Below are 22,980 nucleotides of genomic sequence, written 5' to 3'. Positions count from 1 at the left end.
GGGGGGTTACAGCAGAGGGATTGTTCCTCTCCCCTGCATCTAATTATCGGCTTTATCACATCTTTATTCATTTTTTAGCAGTGGTTTATTTGTTATAGCACGGGTTTATTAGAGGGTGACAACATCCATCACCAACACCGCCACCGACTCCACATGTATGGAGTACGTAGAGTCAACACACTAAATCAATTACCGGAAACATCTAAGCCCTCGCGATGCTAAATACAGTACTTTTCGAAATCCAGGCAAAATTCAACCTGATAAAAAAAGAAGGAACTCAATGTGATTTTGTGAAAATACTCAAGGGCGTTTCAATCCATTTGAATTATATAAGGGAGTTTACCTATGAGAGCACAAAACAGAAGGAGCAAAGTTAAACAGTTCTTTGCCAGTATACTTGTTATCATTATGCTGATGCTGGTAGTTCCTGCACATGCTGCTGAGGAAGAACTGGCTCTGCTTCCTTCCGGCTCACTCTTATAGTTGCTAGTATGGACCAGTGTGATGCAACTGGTTGAGCAGGGGAAACTTAATCTGGAGACGGATATACGCGAATATCTTCCTGAAGGCTTTCTCAAAAAGCTAAAATATGAGTCGCCTATTTCTCTGCTAAACCTGATGAATCACAACGCAGGCTGGCTTATATTGTAGAGCTTCAGAGCTGCGTGCCCTTCTATACCTATGTACAAAAGCATATCTTTGAAGTACTTGGTATGGACCATACCATTCACTGGGCGCAGCAGGATAATCCAGCAGTTGCCGAAGGGAGAAGCAGAATTCAAGGATACACAACGAAGCTGAAGCTGATTAAGAAGAGTCGAGTCTATCTCAGTAACCCTTCATATATAGATCATAACGGCCAACCCTTAAGCCAAATATCGCCAGATGCTTATGTTTCGGTCTATAGTTCGGGATTTATGTATTTTGTGCGGAATGCCGGGGGAGAAGTGATCAAATTCTCGAACCCGTATAACGATTTTTTTTGCTCACAGGCCTGTCTGCACAAAGTGTTCGAATAACCCTAATCGCACTCAGTCTGGGTACAGCAATCATAACCTTTTCTCTTCTTGGCGGCCTAATCGGATGGGTCGTTCACAGATTCAAAAAAACGGCGAAACCGCCTGCCCCGTTGAACAAATACTATCTTTCGATGAATGCTGCAGGACTTGTCTTTATTGCGAACACCGCAATTCTGGGCTATAGAACCTTGAATAACTCGACCTATCCAGCCCTTTCTCCGCTTCCGCGATCTGCGCCCTATCTCAACAAGGCAAAAGCGCAAAAATAAAACTTATGACAGGCTCGCACGCCAATCTTCATTGCCCGAAAGGTCGAATGGATCACAGAGATGTTCGGCAAGCCGTCGGTGATGCAGTCACCGGAACTCAATACCCATCCGCTTCTTCCGCCTGCCAATGATGGACATTTTACTGATCTGATGATATTTGAGGACGGCAATCGAATTGATTTGTCAATTGAGAAAAATCCATACGTCGATGATGGAGAGCCGGCTGTAATTCTTCTTGACAAGGATGGGTTTTTGCCAAAAATAAAGGTTGAGGATTCGTTTAGCTTGACGTTAAAACTTATTCATCATGATTGAACTTGTAATATAAGTCATTCACAAGCTTATAGATGTTGGTCCAATTAAGATTGCTGCAATTGCAAAATAAAATGACACTGAACCGTTTTTCATAAAATCTAACATAAATACTTCTGAATCCGGCATCTCCGCCGGTATGCCAAAGTGTCCTTTGTCCACACTTATTTTGGATCATCCAGCCATAGCTGTAACCGCCGCAGGAATCGTACAGCGCTTTCCCGTCCGAACGGATACCCTCTTCGTAAATCCGTTTTTTGATATCCTGACCCAATAATTTACTGCCATACAGAATATCGTCATATAGCTTCATATCTGAAATTGAGGTAAATACATTTGCACAGCCTGTTGCAAGTGTATCGACATAATAGCATTTCAAGTCACTCTCGTGTTGCTCATATCCGTAGGCTCTATTGGGAACAAGAGGTTGTTTTTCATCAAAAATCAAAGTATGCTTCATGCCTGCTGCATCAAAAATATTTCTTTTCATATAATCAGCAAGGCTCATATTCATAATTCTCTCAATAATGATCGCCAACAGTACGTAATTGGAATTACAATATTCCATTTTACTGCCCGGTTTAAAGCATAATTGCTGCTGGGCCTCAAGCAGACTCAAAACCTCGGCATTTGTAGAATACAGGGCGTTGTTTCTTGCCTTTTTCCAAAGCAAGTCATTATAGTCTGCCAATCCGGAAGCATGATGCGCCAAGTGATAAATCGTGATTTCATCTGCATAATGCTTCAACTCGGGTATATACTTTACCAACAGATCCTGTTCACAAAGCTTTTTGCTTTCAATAAGCTGCAATATGCCGATACCTGTAAACTGCTTGGATACAGAACCAATGTTAAATACAGTACTGGACGTAATAGGAATGCCATGTTCACAGTTGGCAAGACCACGATAATCTTCGAATACCACATTCGAATTTTTGATTGCAATTAATGCGATTCCAGCTGAGTTATTTGTATAAGTTCCTTCATAATATCCTTCCAGTGTTATTTCCATATTATCCTTCTTCCCTCCATTCAATAAAGGCGTGTGATGACTTTGTCATTTGCATGTATTCGTTTTTTTCCTATGCCTATACGACCGGCACATAGTAGTCCAGCTCACAATAATCTTGGGTACACAGACTCCTATCTACATACTCAAAATGAAAGTGGTTCTCCCAATCAATCGGCTTGTTCTTTGTCAAGAAATCATCCTTGAAATTCCAAAATTCAAGCAGATGTTCCCATGTCAACTCCTCCGGAGGAAAAAAACCAATAAACCGGAAAACCGTATAGCTGCAGGCGGGAACGACAAGCCGCTTCATATCGATAGGCAAAGCGCTGTCTTTTCCAATCTCCACACTGGATAAGTAGTAGGTGTACTGGCCCCTTTCTTCTCCCCAAAAGGTATACCCGTAATAAACGTTTGGATTGACAGGCTGCATGATCCTTGAACGATGCCCGTGGAAAAATTCAACAGCCAGGCTAGTGGCTTTAAACTCCTGCAGATTTCCCTGGATACTCACCTGATGCAGCAGACCGCCAAGCTCAAAGGCAGGCCGAAAAACATGAAATGGTCTTACGAGCAGGGCATGATCCAATTCAATAAGGAGCGAAGGATCTGCCTTGGGCGTAATTGGAACATGGCGCGGGCTTCTTCGATATTCGGAAGGAGACAAGCCGAACTCGCCCTTAAAGGCCCTTGTAAAAGATTGCTCATACTCGAATCCATATTTTTCGGCAATACTCACAATTCGGTCATCGGTATGAATCAAATCGTACAAGCTTTCCGTCAGCTTCCGGGAACGAGCATACTCCATAATGCCGCGCCCGGTCAAAGACTTAAAAATCCGTTGAAGGTGGTACCTGGACAAGTACACCTGTCCGGATATATCCTCCATGGATAGATGTTGATACATATTCGCTTCAATACAATCAACTGTATTCTGGATATGCCCTATCCGATCATTCTCGCTCACATGTTCCACCCCAAGTCTGTGATCCCGGCTAACGAATTCATTTCTGGCACAAAGAGCACAATTTGTTAAGGTTGATTCTGCTCCTCTTTAGTATAATCAGGCTGATCAGAAAACGCATTCACAAAAATCCAGCAGAGGAGAATGAAGATGAACCCGCAAATCATAAGAAGCCATATTGATGAGGGCGGCACGTTTTATTTGGATATTCTGGGGAAATCCGAACACATGGAGACCGAACAACGTCCTCATTATACATTGATCCATCCCAAAAAGGGATACCATGGGGGAACGTCCATCTATAACATTCAAATTGAACATTTGCCCGAGCTCGAAGCATTACGCCTTATTCAGGAGATCAAAAGCTACAAGGAGCATATATTCTGGGGAATGTATCCCTCCGGGCGATTGATGCCGTATGTTGGAGAGGGTGAACCCAGACCGGAGCCATTGCCAGAGCCGAACGAGGAGGAGGCCGGTATGGCTCTGCTGGCCGCAGAGAAGGCTGAATATCCCAGGACTCCCAACCATATCACGGTACATAAGGTTAACAATGCCGAAGATTTCAAGCTCTGGGCGCTTTTGTGCAACTTTGTTATTCACCAAGGGTATCCCATTATTCATCCCGAACTTCATTACCCGGTGTGCCAGGAAGGTATTCTAACGTGCTTTAATGTGTCTGATCAAGGAACACTGGCAGGGGTGTCATCTCTATTAAATCACAACGGGGTTTTCTCCCTGGAATTTGTTGCTGTATCAGACGCCTTCCGCCGAAGAGGAGTCGCTACGGCAGCGGTCATCGCTGCTGTTGAACATGCCTTTGCTCAAGGAGCCGAGCTGATTACGGTAAGGTCGATTGGAAAAAGCAAATATCTGCTCCCTAAGCTTGGATTCCGGATTTACTGAAAGACGAAAAGCCCTCTCCCAAAGGAGTGGGCTTTTGATAAACCGTCTCGGTTTTCTTCATAACGATTGGTTAATCAATTAATGTTGTTTTTTTATTTTCGCCAATACATCTCACCTATTAGTCGTTCCTTACCAACAGTGAGCAACACTCCACATGTGTGGAGTGCTCAGTGAGAACAAACTTATACGATGTGCCCCCATCAAAAGAAGTGTCTGACTACAAAAATGTGGAAGCTTTATTTCTGACTATGCTCCAATCTCAAAATATTCAAGTATTTTTGTTTTAATATTTTTTATTTTTTTAAAATTACGACATTTGTCAATTGATAAATATAAGTTCTCAAGGTAATCGTTCAATTCCCCTTCTTTGGAGAGAAATTCTAATTTATTCTTTATATGTGTTTTTATAACATAATCCTTGCTAAATACTTCAAAATACTTTGCATCTTCAAATACAAGCATAATAAAATCAATGAAGTAGCTTTCAAAATAAAAATCCCCACTAAAATCGTATTTAAAAATAAATTTTTTGCATAATAAATACTCTTGAACTTTCGGAACATCTTTAATAAGATACAAAATAATATGTTTACAATTATAATTGGAATATTTCAGTTGATTCTCAAGGAAGGCTAATATGTAATCTTCAAATTTTTTTATGAATGCCTTGTGGTGTTCAGACATAAAATAGAAATTTAATGATTCAATATTTGATGAGATATATGCAAAATAACTGTTTATAATTTCATCAATAGTATTTTTATTAAGTTCATTCGTTTTAACATCATCAAAAAATTCATATGAAAACCGACCTTCTTTATAACCATCTGAAAATATAAATCTAATCTTTAAAAACTTAGAATAATTCAAATACTTAAAACTGTAGATGTTATCAAGCACTTCATTATTGAGATCGTTGTTCATGTTATTTAATAGCCAACTTATTAGTCTGGACTCTACTTTATGCCCTATATTTGTATCTTCAACTAAATCACAAATTTTTTGAATATCAATTATTTCATATTTTTTATTATTTAAAAGGTAAAGTTCTCTAAAATAATATATTTCTTCTTGTAGTACAGTTTCGGAAGGGCTACCGTAGTGTAATACACAATAGAATATAAAAGCATATATGTAATTCAAACCTAATGTGCCTAGCATGAATTTAATAAATTCTTTCTCGTTTTCACTATTCTCCCACTCATGTAAATAAATAAGTTTAAAAAAGCTTTTAGCTATTGCTTTTTTATTTTTATTTAATTCTACTAAATAATTCTTAACAGTATCATTTGTTATGGTAGAAAAATTGTTTTTAATTGAAAAAAATAACTGGCTTGATATTCTATATGCATGCTCAGAATAACCATGTTCATCCTCAGAAAAATCAAAATATTTATAACTACTTATTGTTTTAAGTAGGAATTCCATATCTTCTGATGATTTAATTTCAGATAAAATATCATAAAAAGGTTCAAGTAAATTCTCGGTATTTATTAAACATTCATTAAATAGCTCATGATGTTTGCAAAATACAAAAAAAATGTTTAAACTTTTATTTTCATTTTCTAAAAGCTTAATTTTTTCCTCTACAGATAATCCCTCGCTATGTTTCCATCTTTCGTTTAAGAAACTATCAAGTGGCATTTTACTCTTTTTGTGGTATAAGTAAATATCTTGTTTTGCTTTTGGAATCTTGCGACATATATGCTCTAATACCCCATTAAAAATAAAGCTAGTAAAATGAAACAATTGGTCTTTTTCAATGCATTTTTTTTGATCATCAAAGTAGTACCAAAAATACCCTTTTTTCACACCTAATAAAGCTTGTTTCAACATAAATTTTTTAATATTATTTTTAATTTTACGATCTGCATTATTTTCTATTTCAAAAACTAAAAATAGTGCAGTAAGCGATTTAGTGAGTAAAAATCCAAATGCAACAACTAGGTATATCAAGGAAACTTCCCAAATAATGTTTAGAATTGATTGATTGTCCGACAAAAGACTCAAATTCAATTCACTAATTATAAAGCTAGCAATTGGAACAATTATAAAAGCTATAATTATTAGTTTTGTTGCAAAGATATTAACTAGGCGGTATATAAACTTGTTTAAAATAGAAAACTTTATTTTGTTTGTTCCCCAATAGAAGAATCTATTTGAACGATTGCCAATTAAGAATTGTAAAAATGCGAAAAAAATTCCATACAACGTTACTACATAGATAGTCAATGTAATACTATCTTTGAAATTAGTTATGCTTTCGTTAAAAATTATATTGAATTTATTTATTAAATACACACTAAAACCTAGTGTTGAAAATATAAATAAGTTCAATAAAAAAGTATTTATATCAAACTCTATTAAAAATAATTTAATTTTAAATTTTACACGGTAAATTAAATCCATAATTGTTCCTATCAACTTAAACACCTCTATATAATAATTAGTATGTTTGGTCCAGTCATTGTTCCCCTGCAATATTCTAGTATGCATACAATATGTATATCAACTATCATAATAAGATTGCTTTTAATGCATCACTCATCAGCTTTTGACGCTTCTCCATAAACTCTTCGAAATTCACCAGTTCATAAGAAATATCGGCAGGCAAGTATTTTGCATTTTCATTATTTTCCGGTTTCTTCAACCAATCAACAAGTGGCATCTTATTCTTACTCTCGTTTTCTCGACCTTCAAGCAATTGAAGATTTGCAAGTGTGTTTCTTCGACGCTGCCATTCATCTTTTCTGTTATTGTCAATAACAGAGCCATCCGGCAAAACAAGTCCATTTATCTTATCTTCCTCAAATCCAGTATGAGGATGCATATGATCCTGATGGAAACCTTTCTGGCTGTACTTCAAATTTGGATATAGAAGTGACAATAGCATAAATGTGTATGCGCCGATCTCATACGTATCAAACAACGCATCGATCTCGTCAGATGTATAGCGCAAGCTTCTATCTCCTGTAAAGCGCACATTTGTTAAGTAGCTCATTTTGAACAAATCTGATGGCGAAATCTTAAGTGTTTCTCTAATATTTGCAAGTGCCGAGTTAGTTGCTGCACCAAAGATCTGTTTAACTTGTGCTATTACAAAATATTTTCTTAGTTCTAATTTACTGCCAGCGTCAAATCCACCGCGTTTAAATCCGTAATAAACAATCGGTGTTATTGCAACATAAGAAATTATATTCTCAGAGTTAAATCCAAAATCATTTAACATATGTACAGTACTTTTTACTGCGGTACTGATCGCTGACCAGTTATCTTTGATTTTTAATACACTATCCTTTTTAAAGGTCTCGACTTTTAAAGTTACAGACATATCCAAAAGATAAAGGCAAGTACGCATTATAAAATCATTTGTAAATTTATATCCTTCACCAATCTTATTTATTTCAGCTAGTAGTTTATCAATTTCGTCTCTGGCCTTATCCCAATGAGACACAATAGTTGAAAATAAAAGGTCACTCTTAGATAAAACTGTACCGCCGGAGTTAACACGCACAAAAATATCCAGCACGCTGTCAATAGAGTCAGCGCTAACTTCAAAATAGTTTATTATCTCATCGCTTGTGAGTTTTGAATGTAGCAAAGATATGTTATCCATCGCGAGTTCATCATCAACCCATCCATTTTTAATGATGACTTCCTTAACAAGTTCTGCCTGAGAATACTTCAGTATATTTTTTACCAGATACCACAGCTTTCCTTCCTTTGGATTCTGAACTTGATCAGCGGTAAGAAAAGTAAATTCATATGAAATATCCTCATCATCAGTCTTTTTGCTATGAAGATTAAAATATAACTCTTTCTTAGGAAACGCATCATCATTCTTCCAGCGCTTCATAGGAAGTTTACGACTCATGCTACCTTGCAATGCAACATAAAGTGATGTTAATCTCTGCTGACCGTCCAGAACTGCCCAGATGCATTCCTCATCGTTTCCTACTGGAAATGGCTGCGGCGCAGATGGATTTTTATACATATCCCTTTCATGAAAATCCTTAATAAACTCATACATTGAGTACTCTTTTTTATTAACGACAGACTTCCTAACCTTCCAGAAGAGAAATGTTCCTATAGGGTATCCAAGCATGATAGAATCCATCAGTCTTGTTATCTGCTCATCATCCCATACATATTTTCTCTGTATTGCTGGAAGATACATCTTACGGCTATTTATATCTTGAATTACAGCTCTTATATTTTTCTTCTCGTATGCCATAAATAGTTCTCCTTATTCCCCTTAATTCTATTCCCTTTTCCAGACGCCATCTTGGAAATCTGAGAAGTTATCACGATTTCTATAATAGCGAAGTACCTCATCGACGAAGCTATCATAAATCGGATAATCGAGTGGATTGTGATGACTACAATACTTTGAGGCAAAGGAGTATCGGATCTTACAGTCATGCCTCTCAGTCGGCTTCATTATGGAATATGGGGCATTTTGTAACCAGTTCCCCCAACACAGCTTTTAGACTAATCGCTACCTCCAGCAAGATAGATAGATTGATTTAAATATGTCATCTCATTAAGGCCGAAGTATGTCATGGAATATATGATTGTTCGGCTATATTTTCCATCTATGTAATTTCGACACTTTCTATTGATTTCCTCCTAATAAATAGAACCTCAGCCCTAGATACATTTAGGCTTGAGGTTCCAAACAACAATCACATATATAATCCTAACCATTTCATTAGATATGGCCGGACATTGTTAGCCGGCACCTCGAACCACTCCGCCCTTGCCATTCCTACATTTTCCCTATAACGCCGGAGCGGGTTATCCCCCTTCCCATGCCTTTCCACTAATCCCCTCAAATGAAAAGAGCCGCGGGAAAAACAGGAGTGAAATACCTGAATTCCGCTCGGCTCGTGACACGACTTTTTAGGCTTTAATACGACTATTTAGGCTTTGAGATGACTTTGAATTACACTCATCTGTTCAAAATGAATAAACCCCTGCTAAAAAACAGCCCCTCAAACCCGCATTCCACCGTTGCCCGAATAAATAAACTCTTGCTACAAAACACCCATTTCCTCAATTTCTCACCCAACTTTTTCTATCACGACTTTATTATTATCTGAATAATGTCTTGCTACAAACACAGGAAAAGGCTTAACATTCACTGCTCCTGCCTCCTCCCGTTCCAATTGCCCAAACCCCACGTCCTACAAGGCATCTCAGCCTTTTCTCGCCTTTTTCTTCTCTACGTCAAATAGCTAACCATCTGCCGTCAGAGCAGGAGAAAACATAGGTAAAGTGATGGGTTTAGAAAGAAATTAATCAGAGGAAACACATGAGATAGGCTTAAAAAGCCGGAGGAAAAGATTCGGGGGAAATACGGAGAATGCAGGTGTGGCAAGCGATTCCAGAGGTTAGGCAAGTAAAAAAAAAGAGAGGGAAAAGGTATGAGAAGAACGGATTTGGGTGATGAGGCGGGGGTGGGCTAAGTAAAAGAAAGAGAAAAAAACCGAGAGAAATGCAGGAGGAAATCCTGAAAATCGGTCGGCTCTGCGGAATCGCATAGATCTAGGTTTACACCGTGCTCCATTTAGCGATTTGATGGTTTTATCACGACTTTATTCGATATTTAGCACGAATTTATTTGTAATAGCAGGAGTTTATTAATTCTTTACACCTTATATACCAAGGAACAAACCGACTCCACATGCACCGTATGCGGGAACATATCCACCGGAGTGACCTCCACGGTTCTGTACCCTCCATCCTCCAGGACCCGCAAATCGCGGGCCAGGGTGGACGGGTTGCATGATACATACACCACACGCTCCGGCTTCATCAGCAGGATTGTCTCTAATAACCTAGGGTCGCAGCCCTTGCGCGGCGGATCGACGACGATAACATCCGGGGTGATGCCCTGCTCTTTCCACGCAGGGATAACATCCTCAGATGCACCGACTTCAAAATTCACATTGTTCATGTTGTTAAGCTTCGCGTTCGCGCGGGCATCCTCGATTGCCTCAGGCACAATTTCCACGCCGTAGACCTGGTCGGCATGCTGGGCCAGGAACAGGGAAATGGTTCCGATGCCGCAGTAGGCGTCGATTACGGTCTCGCTGCCGGTTAACGCAGCGTAGTCCAGGGTTCTGCCGTACAGTACCTCGGTCTGTACCGGATTCACCTGATAGAAGGAGCGCGCTGAAATGGCGAATTGCACATCTCCGATATAATCGTAGATCACATCGCTGCCCCATAAGACGCGGGTATCGTTACCGAAGATTACATTGGTCTTCTGGGTGTTAATGTTCTGGCAGATGCTCGCCACTTCAGGAAGCTGCTCACGGATACTGCCGAGCCAGGCATCCAGATGCGGGATATCCCGGCCATTGGTTACCAGCACCAGCATCATCTGCCCGGTGCGGAAGGCCTTCTTCACCACAACGTGGCGCAGCAGCCCGCGGCCGGTCTCTTCGTCATAGGCGGTAATGCCAAGCTCCCGGCCTAGGCTCTTCACGGTGGCGACGACCTTGTCATTGTCCTCATGCTGAATCAGACAGGTCTCCATGTCGATGATCCGGTGGCTGCCGCGTGCGTAGAAGCCGCCGACCAGGCCGCCATCGGTTACACCGATCGGCACCTGGGCTTTGTTGCGGTAACGCCAAGGCTCGTCCATGCCAAGGGTAGGCAGGACTCGGGTCCCTTCAGCTGTTGCGGCATTACCGTCAGCCGCATCCGCAACCTGCAGCTTCCCGATCCGCTGCAGGTTGTCCACCACCAGCTGCCGTTTCCACGCCAGCTGGGCGGTATAGTCCATATGCTGCAGCTGGCAGCCGCCGCATTGATCATAGATCGGGCAAGGCGGCCCTATACGGTCAGGGCTGGCCTGCACCAGCTCCATCAGCTTGGCATAGCCATACTGCTTCTTGGTCTTCAGCACTCTGGCGCGGACCTTCTCACCGGGAAGAGCACCCTGCACAAAAAGGGTAAAGCCCTCTACACGGCCTACCCCTTCACCTTCATGCGTCATGCCGATAATATCGAGCAGGACCTCATCATTCTTATTCACTGGCAGTCCGGCGACAGAAGCCGGCCCTTGTTCCCGGCGGCTTGCGCTGCGCCCGCTGCGGTGTTTACTCATGTGTATAGGTTCACTTCTTTCATTATCTTCACTATTAATCTTGTTAATTATTCTGCGCGAAGATCCGCAGATGATGCGGCAGAATACTGAAATTGCCCGGCAGCGTGCCGCCGAGTTCGCCGTCCAGATTAAGCTGGACGTAGCCTGGGGAGGTAACCTCCATCGCATCCGTGCGGAAATGGATAACCTTCTTGTCATTCAGATGATCGCCGCGGATCGTAAGCCGGACCAGCCGGATGAATTCGGCCAGGTTGCATTTCTTGACGGCAATTACGTCGAGCAGACCGTCATCGATTCTGGCACCCGGAGCCAGCTTCTCGAAGCCGCCGACGGAGTTCGTATTGGCGATCAGGAAGAGCATGAACTCGTCATGGATCATCTCTTGGCCGTTCGCGCGGATGTACAGCTCCTGCGGAGCAAGGCTGGCCATCTTCTCAATACCCTTCAGGTAATAGGCAAGCTGGCCCATCATGGTCTTCAGCTTACTGGGAACCTCATAGGTAAGCTCCGTCAGCTGGCCGCCGCCGGCTATATTAATGAAATAACGGTCATTGGCTTTGCCGAGGTCAATCAGGCGCGACTCCTGGCGCAGAATCAGGTCGCAGGAATCCTCCCAATTCTTCGGAATGCCCATGGCCCTGGCAAAATCGTTGGTAGTCCCGAGCGGTAATAAGCCGAGCGGGGGAAGGTTAGGCTTCTCAGCCATCCCGTTGATTACTTCATTGAGCGTACCGTCGCCTCCGGCAGCTATGATCAGATCATACGTACCGCGCTCTACAGCCTCAGCTGCGGCTGCTGTGGCATCGCCCTCTCCGGTTGTTGCATGACAGGAGGCTTCAATGCCGCCAACATCCAGCCGGTCTAAAATATCGGCGAGTCTTCTTTTCATTTCTTCCCGACCAGAAGTGGGATTATAAATCAATCTCGCAGTTTTCATTACCGGAACGCCACCTGTTTATATAATGGATAACCTTACTGATTATACCCAATTCAGGACCCCACAAGCAATGTCAGGGAGCTTTAGAGGATTATATTTATACTCCCGCGCAGCGCTGAAGACTCCTTAGCCCGTCAGAAAGTATAGATATATGTATGCGGCGGCTGCCAAAATAAATACTGGACGCATTCTATTTTTTCTATATAAGCTGAACTTAAGATGCTAACTAAAGCTCAATCGTCACTACGGTGAATATCCTGTGACTGGGCACGCTGCTTCCGTAGCGAGCTTTCCTGTGGAAAGCTTTCAGGCGATCGCTAACGCTCCTACAGTTCCAAAATCCCCTTCGATCCTTCTCGCATATGTTATTTTCTAACCCCGGCCCCGCAGACGCTGCAGCGCCGCCTCGACTTGCCGTTCAATCCAGCGCGGCAGCAGCGGATGCGGCAGCAGAGTCTGGCCGGAGTAGGCATAATCGAGCCCTTCCAGCCGCCGCGGAATAACAACCTTGGTGAAATACCCCTCACTTAAAAAGAGCGGAGCCACCAGAACATCATGGCCCTGCTCCTGCCAATACTCCACTCTGCTTTTTACGCTGTCCGGATTCAGCAGCCCGTAATCGGCCGCAGCCAGCCCGCTTATGTCCCGTACCCGCGCCGCGAGTGAGGAGATCCCCTGCTCCCAGCGCTGCCGGAAGCCCTCATGAATGCTGCCGTGTCCGACGAGCAGCAGGGTCTCCCGCTCCGGATGCTTCGAGAGCTCCCGGAGCTTATCCCAGATCATCAGCGCTATGTCCGGATCGTCGTCGACGGGATAGCCGAAGTGAATCTGCGCTGTAACCCGGAACCGCTCCAGGTCCGTCTCCCGTTCCGGAACCGGCTTAGCGCCCAGTGCATACTCTATCTCATCGATATGCGTACTGCCGGAGGACACAAACAAGGGGATCACAATAATATCTGTGACCCCTGAATGTTCCAGCTTGTCTATACCGTCCTGAATCAATCGTCCTTCTACCAGCTCCAGGAAAGATACCGCCACGGGAATCTCTTCCCCCAGCGATAAATGACTCACGGCTTCCTCTACGATCGACACCCAGGTCTTATCGCGGGAGCCGTGACTGATCATCAGCACACCCGGCTGCATCAATTAACGTCCCAGACGTTCCAGCGTGAGCTTGTAGCCGTCATTGCCGTAGTTCAGGCAGCGCTTCACACGGGAGATTGTTGCTGTGCTGGCACCTGTTTCTGCTTCAATTTGATTGTATGTAGACCCTTTGCCCAGCATCCGCGCGACTTCAAGGCGCTGCGAGAGCGATTGAATTTCGTTCACCGTGCACAAATCATCAAAGAACACATAGCATTCTTCCATATTTTTCAATGTTAAAATAGCCTCAAATAATTGATCGATACTTTTATCGTTTAGCTTCTTAAGCTGCATCGTTAATCATCCCCTAAAAGTTTGGTCAGCATTAGCATCACTGATTAAGCCTCGTACAAATTAGATACTCGGAAGCATAAACTTAATGTGACTATCTTGCCTCTACTATATTGCACTGGAGCACATTTTTCAAGCATTAACGGTTTCACGCTGTAAAGAACGAAAATGATGGACAAACGTCCACCCCGGGCGCACACCACTAATGGGGCTTACGGCCTTCTTCCTCTGATTCCTAGGTTTTACCGCCTTAACTATAGTACTACAAAACCTCACGAAATCAAGCATGGACACGGTTTCTTCACTTCCGGAGGGTCCTTGTAGGCATTCGCCCTTTTCCGCTAGTATCCCGGTTACCCGGGCATTCGTCTATACCGTATGTTCGCCCATGACATACAGTATAGCAAACCACTAACGAAGGAATGTGATATTATGCCTGAGCATTACTATAATCATTCCCGCAGGGAAGGGCGTTCACTGGCTGAGCCGTACAATCCGTCACCCTATCCGGGCCTCTCTTCCTACGCCCCTGCCCCGCTTCCCGGAGAACCCGGAATACTGCCTGCCTTCGGTGCTGAAGCTGCCGATACTGCACTTGTTGTGCCCGCTGCCGAAGCTGCTACTGCGAAGGCCGGGGGTCTGCTGGGCGGGCTGGGCAACCTCGGGAGTCTCGCGAATATGGAGCAGATCAAGGGAATTGTCGACCGGATGGGCGGGATTGACGGGATCGTCAACTCCATGGGCAAGGTACAGAAGGTTATGCAGGGCTTTTCGCAGATGGCTCCGATGGTGAAGCTGGTGATGGGCGGATTCGGCAAAGGCAAGGGAAGCGCAGCGGGAGCACTTGCGGCGGAAGAAGATGCGGCACTGTATACCCCCAAACGGCGCAAAAAAAGACGCCCAACCACGCAGCGCCGCAAAAATACCTCCAAAAGCCGCAAAACCGGGGCCCCTTCCTCTGTTAAGCGCCGCCGTTCTTAAGCGGCGGCGTTTAACACGCCTTCTCTGTCTGCTGCCAGACCGCTGTATTCCATGAATACCCATGCGTCGTCAGTCACAATCATTCTTGTCTACCGCCGGTGCTTGTCCAGATTTCAGCACAGGTTCACTTAAACCAGCCGCTCCGCCGGAACCACCTGAACATCCCTACTCCCAGCACCAGCATCAGCAGCAATACCGCGAAATAACCATAATCCCAGTCCAGCTCCGGCATTACCCTGAAGTTCATCCCGTAGATTCCGGCGATCAGCGTCAGCGGCATAAATACGGTAGTGATTACCGTCAGTGTCTTCATAATGGAATTCATCCGGTTGGAGTTGAGCGAGATGTAGCTGTCACGCAGATCGGCGGTCATTTCCCGGTCAACTTCAATCATGTCGGTCAGCTTCAGCAGATGATCATAAATATCACCGAAGTAGATCCGCTCCTCCCCGTTGCTCTGCACATGCTGCGAGTTGACAATCCGGTACATCAGATCACGCATCGGCACGATCGTCCGGCGCAGCTTGAGCAGTCTTCCGCGCACGTTGAACACCTGACTCATCAGCTCTTCCACCGATTCACTGTCACTCTTGCTCTCCAGATCTGCCAGTTCATCCTCCAGGGTGTACAGTGACGGGAAATACCTGTCGACCAGCTTGTCCATTACCGTGTAAGCTGCAGCCATCGGCCCGCCCGACCAGCCCTTACGGCTATGAATTTCAGCTTGAACCATCTGCCACGCTTCCTCCATTTCCGATTTATTCTGGTGATGGTAGGAGACGAGGAATTTTTTGCTGAGAAAAAGGTCGACCTCTTCCGCCTCCAGCGTACGCTCATTAAGCGCATGCAGCACAAAGAACTGCACATCCTCGTAGTAATCCAGCTTCGGACGCTGCAGCACATGCATACAGTCTTCAATGGCCAGCGGGTGAAAATGAAAATAAGTGTCCAGCAGCAATGTCTCTTCTTCCGTAGGCATGGCAAAATCCGCCCAAATCCAGGCATAGTCATCCAGCACTATACTCTGAAGCGGCAGGTCAGTCAGCACCTCGCCCTTATGTGTTACCGCAAGCGTTCGTATCATATATGAGTCCTCCACCTTATCCTGCTATCCGCACGGCAACATCCCGTTGCCTGTCGGCCTGCTACTATTGTAACGCATGAGGTCTACTATTATGAAACTTCTGTATCCGCCCGGGCTCCCGTTATCTCAAAAAAATAACCGCCAGTCCGCTGGGCAGCGGTTCCGGAGGTTTATTTTTCGCTTCATTTTCCGTATCAATTCCGTTCTAGCGGCCCATCCCCTCCAGCACTTCCAAATGAAGCACCTGCAGGAACTTCTTGATGTTCACCTTCACCTTGCCGGTGTCGCGCCCCTGTTCAATCTCTTTCATCTTCAGGCGCACTTCTTCAAAGTCGAAATACAGCGGCGCATAATGCTCGAACTTCGGATTGCCGTAATCCGTCAGACCGATGGAAGCCAGGTTCGCCAGTCCGGCCGCGAGCGCGCGGCGCAGCCGCTGTTCAATGGCTTTGACTTCTTTGGCGGCATCAGCCGGCACCGGCTTGTACGTAGCGGCAGCCATTTCGTATAATTCCTTCAGCGGCGGAAGGCTCCCGCTGTTCCCGCCCGCTACCGCCAGCTCCATGATGGTGATAATATCCCTGCTGCCGTTCTCCGAGATCATTCCCATATTCATCAGTATCGGCTGGATAATCTCTTTGACCGTACGTTTACCGGATGGCATCTGCGGCATTCCGAACTGCAGACCCTCCAGCTTGCCGAGCGTCAGCTTGATCTCATCCAGATAACGGCCCATCGCATAACGTTCATTCACCTTGTACAGGACAGATTCGACTTCAATCTTGTTGATCGGCTTACGGATGAAGAATTCAATCCCGCTTTTGTATGCGCGGCTGACCATATCTCCATGCTCAATCTGTGAGATCATCACGAATTTGGACCGGCAACCCTGTGCCTGAAGGGAAATGATCGTCTCAATACCATCCTGGTCCGGCATCAGCAGATCCATCAGCACAATATCCGGCGTCTCACTCAGGATCAGGGCTACCCCCTCCTGCCCGCATTCCGCCGTACCCACCACTTCGCCAAGTCCGCTATCCTCAATAATATGCTGCAGCATTCTTCTTGCCGACGCGTCGTCATCTACAATACAGAAAGAAAGCGGCATTCTCTATTCCTCCTTCCGCAGCTTTGCACTCGGCACAATAATCTGGAACATGGCCCCTCCGGCATGCGACACCGGCTGAACGGTAATCGTTCCCTCGAACATATTCACTATATCCCGTACATGAGAGAGTCCAATCCCCGTAGCGGCGATTCCCTCTTCATCAAATTTCGTAGTAAAACCCGGCTCGAACAGCAGCTCCAGGTCACGCTTATGAATCCCTGCCCCGCTATCGGTCACTGTAAAAATGGTCATGCCGTCTTTCTCATAAGCATCCAGGTTGATGCTGCCTTTACGTTTGATGACTTCCACCGCATTGGCAGTGAGGTTGTTAAGCAGAGTCAGCAGAGGAATATAACTGTCGGTTGTGTAATCGGAGGTAATATGAATATGAAAATTGATCTGCTTGCCCAGCATTTCGGCGTATTTGGCATTGCTCTTGACCGTGAACCGCAGAATTCCCGATAACTGCATATCACCGGTAACCTCGCGCTCCACCAGCTTCACAAGCCCGGCCAGAATCCGCTGGGAATCCTTCTTCACCTCATGAATCTGCTGGGTGATATCCAGCACCTGCCGGCTATACGGCTCCGGTCCTTCCCCGGCCTTCAGATTGCGGTACAGCTCGAAGCTGTTTAGCGTCACATTCTCCAGTGTTCCGATGGATTTCTTCAGATAGAATACTTCGCCGTACAGGCCGGAGCCGAATCCGAGCATCTGCTCAATCCGCTCATTCTGTTCACGTGCCCTGATCCGCATCTGGCTGACCGAGATACTACTGTATACCCCGGTTGTGAAATACGTACGCAGGACAGCAATCGCCATCAGATAAGTCCACTCGTTCAGCCGGAAGGAGGCCGAATCCAGCACAATCAGCCGCGTCAGCAGCTCCATTTCATTCGACAAGAGATCGATTACTGCGGCAACAGCGCCCAGCACCAGCGGATGGAAGGTATCCAGCCGGCTTTTGATGGCATGCATCAGCAAGGCGAACACAATATAATAGACCATCGCGGAGAAATGACTGTTCAGGCTCTGCTCAAACGTCAGTCCGCTTCCTTCTACTGCATCCATTGCCGTGCGGAACAGCAGAACGACCACACCCGTAGCAATGCCTGTACTGATATACGGCAACTGCCTCATTAAAAGCAAAAACAGCAGAAAAGCGCTGCTGCCCATAGCAATCCGGAAGATGTCGCCATCAAACGGATTTATTTTGAATTCACCGGCTACAGCCGTAACGACTGCCACCAGCAGAATCTGTGCAACTCTCATTCTCAGAATAGATTGTCCCATCGCCACTGCTCCCGCCTAGAGATGTTGACAACTATAGTATCATACCCGCACTTTATTTTATACGGCTTTGCCCCGGTCCCGCTCGATTTATGCTGTTTTGTTCTCAAGTCTTCTGGAGAGCATCGACAGCAGGAAGTTTACGGTGAAATAGATCAGTGCCACAAGCGCGAGCGTCGGTATCGCGTAGCCATAGCTGTGCCCGATTACGATATTGGCATTGTGCATCAGCTCCGGCAATGAAATGACCACCGCGAGTGAGGTATCCTTCAGCAGCGAAATGAACTGGCTGACCAGTGGCGGAACCATCCGCCGCAGTCCCTGGGGGAGCACGATATGCCACAGGGTCTGGAAATTGCTGAGACCGGAGGAACGTGCAGCCTCAATCTGCCCTTTATCAATGGACGTCAACCCGCCCCGGACAATCTCAGCGATCATCGCCGCCTCGAATATCGTTAGTGCAGCAATCGCCGCCGTTATCAGTCCAAGCTTAATCCCTACCTCCGGCAAAGCGAAGCGGATGAAGAATATGATCAGCAGCAGCGGCAGATTACGGATCAGCTCGACCAGGTAGAACATCACCGGAGACAATACCGGCACTTCCGAGTAGCGGATGACTCCAATAATACAGCCAATAACAAAACTCAGGATGATCGATACAAAAGCAACGATCAGCGTAATATACAGTCCGTCCAGCAAAAACTTCAAATTATCGGCGGAGTATGCACCAATAAAATCCATGATATCCCTCCTTTATGCTTTGAGTGGCTTCTTAATATTTGCGCTGCAGTCTGCGTTCCCACACGCGTACGCCGTAGCTGAGCGGAAGGGTAAGTACCAGATAGAACAACGCCACGAAGATATAGGTATCGAAGGTTCGGTAAGTCTCTGTTGAGATACTGTCCGCGAAATACATCAGATCAAGGCCGGCTACCAGCGTCAGCACCGAGGAGTTCTTGATCAGGTTGATGAACTGGTTGCCGAGCGGCGGGATAACCAGCTTGATCGCCTGCGGCAGGATGATATGCAGCATCGTCTGTATGTAGCTTAGGCCGGATGAACGCGAGGCTTCCATTTGTCCCTTGGGAACAGCCATGATTCCGGCGCGGATCGCTTCGGCGATGAAGGCCGAGGTGTATACCGCAAGTCCGATTGTTCCCGCCTTGAAGCCGTCCAGCGTAAAGCCCAGAGCAGAAGGTCCATAATAGAAGATGTACACTACAAGCAGCAGCGGGATATTGCGGATGAACTCCACATACGCCGTTCCGAACCAGCGCAGCGCTCTCACAGTAGTAATGCGGAAGACGGCAATTACCGCTCCGATCAGGAAGCTGCCGATCAGGGCCAATACACTGGACAGCACGGTGCCGTAGAATCCTTCCATATACAGCCCGAAATAATTCGTTAATATTGAAAATTCCATAGATTTCACCTGCCTTTGCCCAAAGATGAGTTCATTCTTGCCCCACACAGGAATTCTTCCTATAAACAAGTAGAAACGGCAGTGCCATCCTCATGGGATGGCATCCGTTTCTGCGAGTAATATAAGGCAGGTTGTTAAGTAAGCTGAAGCTTAGAACATGCTTATTTCGCTGGAGCTTTACCAATCCATTTCGTATAAATGGCATCATACTCACCGTTTGCTTTCAGTTCAGCCAGTGTATCATTCACGGCTTTAACTACATCGGTGTTGCCCTTTTGTACTGCAATGCCGTAAGGCTCATCCGTGAACGGCTCGCCTACAACTTCATAGCCCGGGTCCTGCGAAGCCATACCGTACAGAATCGCATCATCCGTAGTCAGTGCATCGCCTTGGCCGGCCTTCAGGGCGCTGAATGCATCCTGATAGTTATCGAATTCAAGCACGGTTACACCCGGCACTTTTTCTTTGATATTCTTAATGGAGGTTGCGCCCTTGGAGCCCAGGATCTTCGTATCCTTCGTTACGTCATCCAGTCCGGTAATCGGGCTGCCCTTCTTCACCAGCAGGGATTGGCCTGCCTGGAAATAGACGTCGGAGAAATCAACTTCCTTCTTGCGTTCTTCAGTGATGGTCATTGTAGCTACAACCATATCGATTTCGCCGTTATTCAGCATCGGAATACGTGTCTTGGAGGTTACTTCCTTCAGCTCAATCGCGTTCTCGTCACCCAGAATTTTTTTGGCGATGGCTTTGGAGATATCAATGTCGAAGCCCTCTACGTTGCCGGATGCAGGGTCCTTCAGACCGAACAGGCGGGTGTCGTACTTCACGCCTACGAGCAGCTTGCCGCGTTCTTTGATCTTGGCAATCGCCTCAGAGTCAGTAGCCGTTCCTGCAGCAGCGTCATTCCCTCCGGCATTGTTCTTGGCATTGTTGTTGCCGCAGCCGGCAATCACGAGCATAGCCGCAATCATCAGTACACTTAACATTTTGAAGCTTTTTGACATTTTCATTTCTGTTCCTCCCCTGAATCCTATATATTTGTTTAATGACTTAATACACGGCTGAGAAACGTTCGTGTCCGGTCTTCACGCGGACTGGCGAAGAATTGCTCCGGCTCCGCTTCTTCCACGATCTGTCCCTGATCCATGAAGATTACCCGGTCGGCCACCTCGCGGGCGAAGCCCATCTCATGGGTAACGACAACCATCGTCATGCCTTCGCGGGCCAGAGTCCGCATAACATCGAGTACTTCCCCGACCATTTCCGGGTCAAGCGCCGAGGTCGGCTCATCGAACAGCATAATCTTCGGCTTCATCGCCAGCCCCCGGGCAATCGCCACACGCTGCTGCTGTCCGCCGGACAGCTGTGAAGGATAGGACTGTGCTTTATCGGCAATCCCGACCTTTTCCAGATAATACATCGCCGTCTTCTCGGCTTCCGCTTTGCTTAGTCCAAGCACCTTAACCGGCGCGAGTGTGATATTATCGATTACTTTTTTATGCGGGTACAGATTGAAATGCTGGAAGACCATTCCGATTTCTTTGCGCAGCTTGTTGATATCTGTCTTGCGTTCATTTACAGTTATACCGTCAACGGTCAGTCCGCCGCTCGTAATAGCCTCCAGTCGGTTAATGCAGCGCAGCATAGTGCTCTTGCCGGAGCCGGAAGGACCGACTACGACAACCACTTCCCCTTCCTGAACATGCAGGTCAATGGCTTTCAGTACATGGAAATGTCCGTAATGTTTGTCTACCTGATGAAAGTCGATCAACGACAGGGCCTCCTTTGTATATCATTATGTGTTTGTCAGCTATGGTAACACTTAAAACACACCTTACTTTAAAGACTACCGAAAACTACAAAAAACTACGAAAACCTTTAATCGCTCATGTCATTTTCTTTTCTAAATGTGACGTATTTCATTTTCTTTTTACGCCTATTAATGTTTTTTATCAGTTCGCTGTAACTTATTGTGACATTCCTCTCTTGAAAAACCAAAATACTCCCCGCAAAATCAAGAAAAGCCGGAAACACAAAAAAAGCTGGAAACACAAAAAAAGATGTCCGCAGCCATTCGTGGCTTCCGCGACATCTTGTACGGGCAATCTATTCAATTCAAGTCTAGAAAAAGAGTTTGAAGATTACTCCCGCCAGCACTGCGCTGATCGGAATGGTAATAAACCAGGTCACCACGATACGTCCGGCTACTCCCCATTTCACGGCGGAGAAGCGTTTGGCTGAGCCTACCCCGAGGATTGCAGAGGTAATGGCATGTGTCGTACTTACCGGCAGATGAAGCAGTGTAGCTGTGAAGATAACGGACGCGGCCGAAATATCTGCTGCGAAGCCGTTAATCGGCTCAATTTTGAAAATTTTGGTACCCATGGTCTTAATGATCTTCCAGCCGCCGATGGACGTTCCGAGCGCCATGGATGTTGCCGCTGCAATCTTAACCCAGAGTGGTACATGCATAGTGTCGAGCCGTCCCGATGTTACGAGGGCAAAGGTGATAATCCCCATCGCCTTCTGGGCGTCATTCGTACCATGTGTGAAGGATTGGAGCGCCGCCGTAATGATCTGCATGGAACGGAAACCCTTGTTCACGGTATGCGGACTGCGCTTTGCAAAGATCCACTTTAGAATCATCATCACAACATAACCGATGGCAAATGCGATCAGCGGGGAGAAGATCAGCCCCTCCACAATCTCAATGAAGCCATGCCATTTCACATTCTCCGAACCTGCACCTACATATACCGCTCCGGCCAAAGCTCCGATAAGCGCATGGGAGGACGATGATGGAATCCCGAGCCACCAGGTTACCAGATTCCAGATAATCGCCGCAATGAGCGTCGCAATAAGAATATCTATCCCGTTATCCAGGAGTGCCGGGTCAGCAATGCTGCCGCCGATCTTCTTCGCTACGCCTTCAAACATCAGCGCACCGATAAAGTTCATACTTGCTGCCATCATAATGGCTGTACGCGGCTTCAGCGCGCGTGTAGAGACTGAGGTAGCGATTGCGTTGGCTGTATCATGGAAACCATTGATAAAGTCAAACGCCAGCGCAAGAAATATAACAAAACCTAGTACATATATAGATGTATCCATATTTCAGAGCCCC

Annotated in this window: 21 protein-coding genes; 5 read left to right on the top strand and 16 right to left on the bottom strand. The window is 45.8% G+C overall.

Annotation, left to right across the window (positions count from 1 at the left end):
• Window positions 1–345: 345 nt before the first annotated feature.
• From P40081_RS39180 to P40081_RS03840, 3 genes are all read left to right on the top strand, one after another.
• Window positions 346–483: a hypothetical protein gene (locus P40081_RS39180; RefSeq protein ID WP_231575277.1), complete on the top strand. Its 138-nt coding sequence runs from the start codon at window positions 346–348 to the stop codon at window positions 481–483.
• 18 nt (window positions 484–501) lie between these two features.
• Window positions 502–651 (top strand): serine hydrolase, encoded by a 150-nt coding sequence (locus P40081_RS39175; protein ID WP_442950220.1) that lies wholly within the window; start codon window positions 502–504, stop codon window positions 649–651.
• A 661-nt stretch (window positions 652–1,312) separates the two neighbouring features.
• Window positions 1,313–1,603, top strand: coding sequence for an aminoglycoside 6-adenylyltransferase (locus P40081_RS03840; RefSeq protein WP_331281727.1), 291 nt, complete (start codon window positions 1,313–1,315; stop codon window positions 1,601–1,603).
• On the opposite strand, the gene P40081_RS03835 is transcribed toward P40081_RS03840, so the two are convergent.
• Together P40081_RS03835 and P40081_RS03830 are read right to left on the bottom strand one after the other, a co-directional pair.
• A complete protein-coding gene (locus P40081_RS03835) occupies window positions 1,587–2,612 on the bottom strand; it encodes a serine hydrolase domain-containing protein (protein WP_042133445.1) in 1,026 nt (341 codons plus the stop codon). The genes P40081_RS03840 and P40081_RS03835 overlap by 17 nt on opposite strands.
• Window positions 2,613–2,688: 76 nt before the next feature.
• Entirely contained in the window at window positions 2,689–3,498 is an 810-nt protein-coding gene (locus tag P40081_RS03830; RefSeq protein ID WP_197074327.1) for an AraC family transcriptional regulator, read from the bottom strand.
• 225 nt (window positions 3,499–3,723) lie between these two features.
• Here P40081_RS03830 and P40081_RS03825 point away from each other — a divergent pair, with 225 nt between their 5' ends.
• Window positions 3,724–4,479: a GNAT family N-acetyltransferase gene (locus P40081_RS03825; RefSeq protein WP_042133443.1), complete on the top strand. Its 756-nt coding sequence runs from the start codon at window positions 3,724–3,726 to the stop codon at window positions 4,477–4,479.
• A 246-nt stretch (window positions 4,480–4,725) separates the two neighbouring features.
• Here P40081_RS03825 and P40081_RS03820 read toward each other — a convergent pair whose 3' ends face one another.
• The 6 genes from P40081_RS03820 to P40081_RS03795 all read right to left on the bottom strand — a co-directional run bounded on the left by P40081_RS03820 (window position 4,726) and on the right by P40081_RS03795 (window position 13,970).
• Window positions 4,726–6,903, bottom strand: coding sequence for a hypothetical protein (locus P40081_RS03820; protein ID WP_042133442.1), 2,178 nt, complete (start codon window positions 6,901–6,903; stop codon window positions 4,726–4,728).
• A 91-nt stretch (window positions 6,904–6,994) separates the two neighbouring features.
• Complete coding sequence (locus P40081_RS03815) at window positions 6,995–8,713, bottom strand: DUF262 domain-containing protein (protein WP_042133441.1); 1,719 nt, start codon at window positions 8,711–8,713, stop codon at window positions 6,995–6,997.
• A gap of 1,416 nt (window positions 8,714–10,129) precedes the next feature.
• Entirely contained in the window at window positions 10,130–11,596 is a 1,467-nt protein-coding gene (rlmD, locus tag P40081_RS03810) for a 23S rRNA (uracil(1939)-C(5))-methyltransferase RlmD (protein WP_042133439.1), read from the bottom strand.
• 43 nt (window positions 11,597–11,639) lie between these two features.
• Window positions 11,640–12,533, bottom strand: coding sequence for a diacylglycerol kinase (locus tag P40081_RS03805; RefSeq protein WP_042133438.1), 894 nt, complete (start codon window positions 12,531–12,533; stop codon window positions 11,640–11,642).
• Window positions 12,534–12,905: 372 nt separating this feature from the next.
• Window positions 12,906–13,679 (bottom strand): sirohydrochlorin chelatase, encoded by a 774-nt coding sequence (locus P40081_RS03800; protein ID WP_042133436.1) that lies wholly within the window; start codon window positions 13,677–13,679, stop codon window positions 12,906–12,908.
• On the bottom strand, window positions 13,680–13,970 hold the full coding sequence (locus P40081_RS03795; RefSeq protein WP_019913624.1) for a YerC/YecD family TrpR-related protein: 291 nt from the start codon (window positions 13,968–13,970) through the stop codon (window positions 13,680–13,682).
• 429 nt (window positions 13,971–14,399) lie between these two features.
• Here P40081_RS03795 and P40081_RS03790 point away from each other — a divergent pair, with 429 nt between their 5' ends.
• Window positions 14,400–14,948: a hypothetical protein gene (locus P40081_RS03790; RefSeq protein WP_042133435.1), complete on the top strand. Its 549-nt coding sequence runs from the start codon at window positions 14,400–14,402 to the stop codon at window positions 14,946–14,948.
• Between the two features lie 124 nt (window positions 14,949–15,072).
• On the opposite strand, the gene corA is transcribed toward P40081_RS03790, so the two are convergent.
• The 8 genes from corA to P40081_RS03750 form a co-directional block, all read right to left on the bottom strand.
• A complete protein-coding gene (gene corA, locus P40081_RS03785) occupies window positions 15,073–16,032 on the bottom strand; it encodes a magnesium/cobalt transporter CorA (protein WP_042133434.1) in 960 nt (319 codons plus the stop codon).
• 205 nt (window positions 16,033–16,237) lie between these two features.
• A complete protein-coding gene (locus tag P40081_RS03780; RefSeq protein WP_042133432.1) occupies window positions 16,238–17,140 on the bottom strand; it encodes a response regulator in 903 nt (300 codons plus the stop codon).
• Window positions 17,141–17,143: 3 nt separating this feature from the next.
• Window positions 17,144–18,433 carry an ATP-binding protein gene (locus P40081_RS03775; RefSeq protein WP_039298305.1) on the bottom strand — a complete coding sequence of 430 codons (1,290 nt, stop codon included), beginning with the start codon at window positions 18,431–18,433 and terminating at the stop codon, window positions 17,144–17,146.
• A gap of 87 nt (window positions 18,434–18,520) precedes the next feature.
• Entirely contained in the window at window positions 18,521–19,171 is a 651-nt protein-coding gene (locus tag P40081_RS03770) for an amino acid ABC transporter permease (protein ID WP_042133429.1), read from the bottom strand.
• A gap of 31 nt (window positions 19,172–19,202) precedes the next feature.
• Window positions 19,203–19,853, bottom strand: coding sequence for an amino acid ABC transporter permease (locus P40081_RS03765; RefSeq protein ID WP_039298474.1), 651 nt, complete (start codon window positions 19,851–19,853; stop codon window positions 19,203–19,205).
• 161 nt (window positions 19,854–20,014) lie between these two features.
• Window positions 20,015–20,866, bottom strand: a complete 852-nt coding sequence (locus P40081_RS03760; protein WP_039298300.1) for a glutamate ABC transporter substrate-binding protein — start codon at window positions 20,864–20,866, stop codon at window positions 20,015–20,017.
• 32 nt (window positions 20,867–20,898) lie between these two features.
• Complete coding sequence (locus tag P40081_RS03755) at window positions 20,899–21,627, bottom strand: amino acid ABC transporter ATP-binding protein (RefSeq protein ID WP_042133427.1); 729 nt, start codon at window positions 21,625–21,627, stop codon at window positions 20,899–20,901.
• Window positions 21,628–21,977: 350 nt separating this feature from the next.
• Window positions 21,978–22,967 carry an inorganic phosphate transporter gene (locus P40081_RS03750; RefSeq protein ID WP_039298295.1) on the bottom strand — a complete coding sequence of 330 codons (990 nt, stop codon included), beginning with the start codon at window positions 22,965–22,967 and terminating at the stop codon, window positions 21,978–21,980.
• Window positions 22,968–22,980 lie beyond the last annotated feature (13 nt).

Origin of the sequence: Paenibacillus sp. FSL P4-0081 (assembly GCF_000758565.1) — a bacterium.
In the GTDB taxonomy this organism is placed as follows: Bacteria; Bacillota; Bacilli; order Paenibacillales; family Paenibacillaceae; genus Paenibacillus_AQ; species Paenibacillus_AQ phytohabitans.
This window is presented reverse-complemented; position numbering and strand designations above follow the sequence as displayed.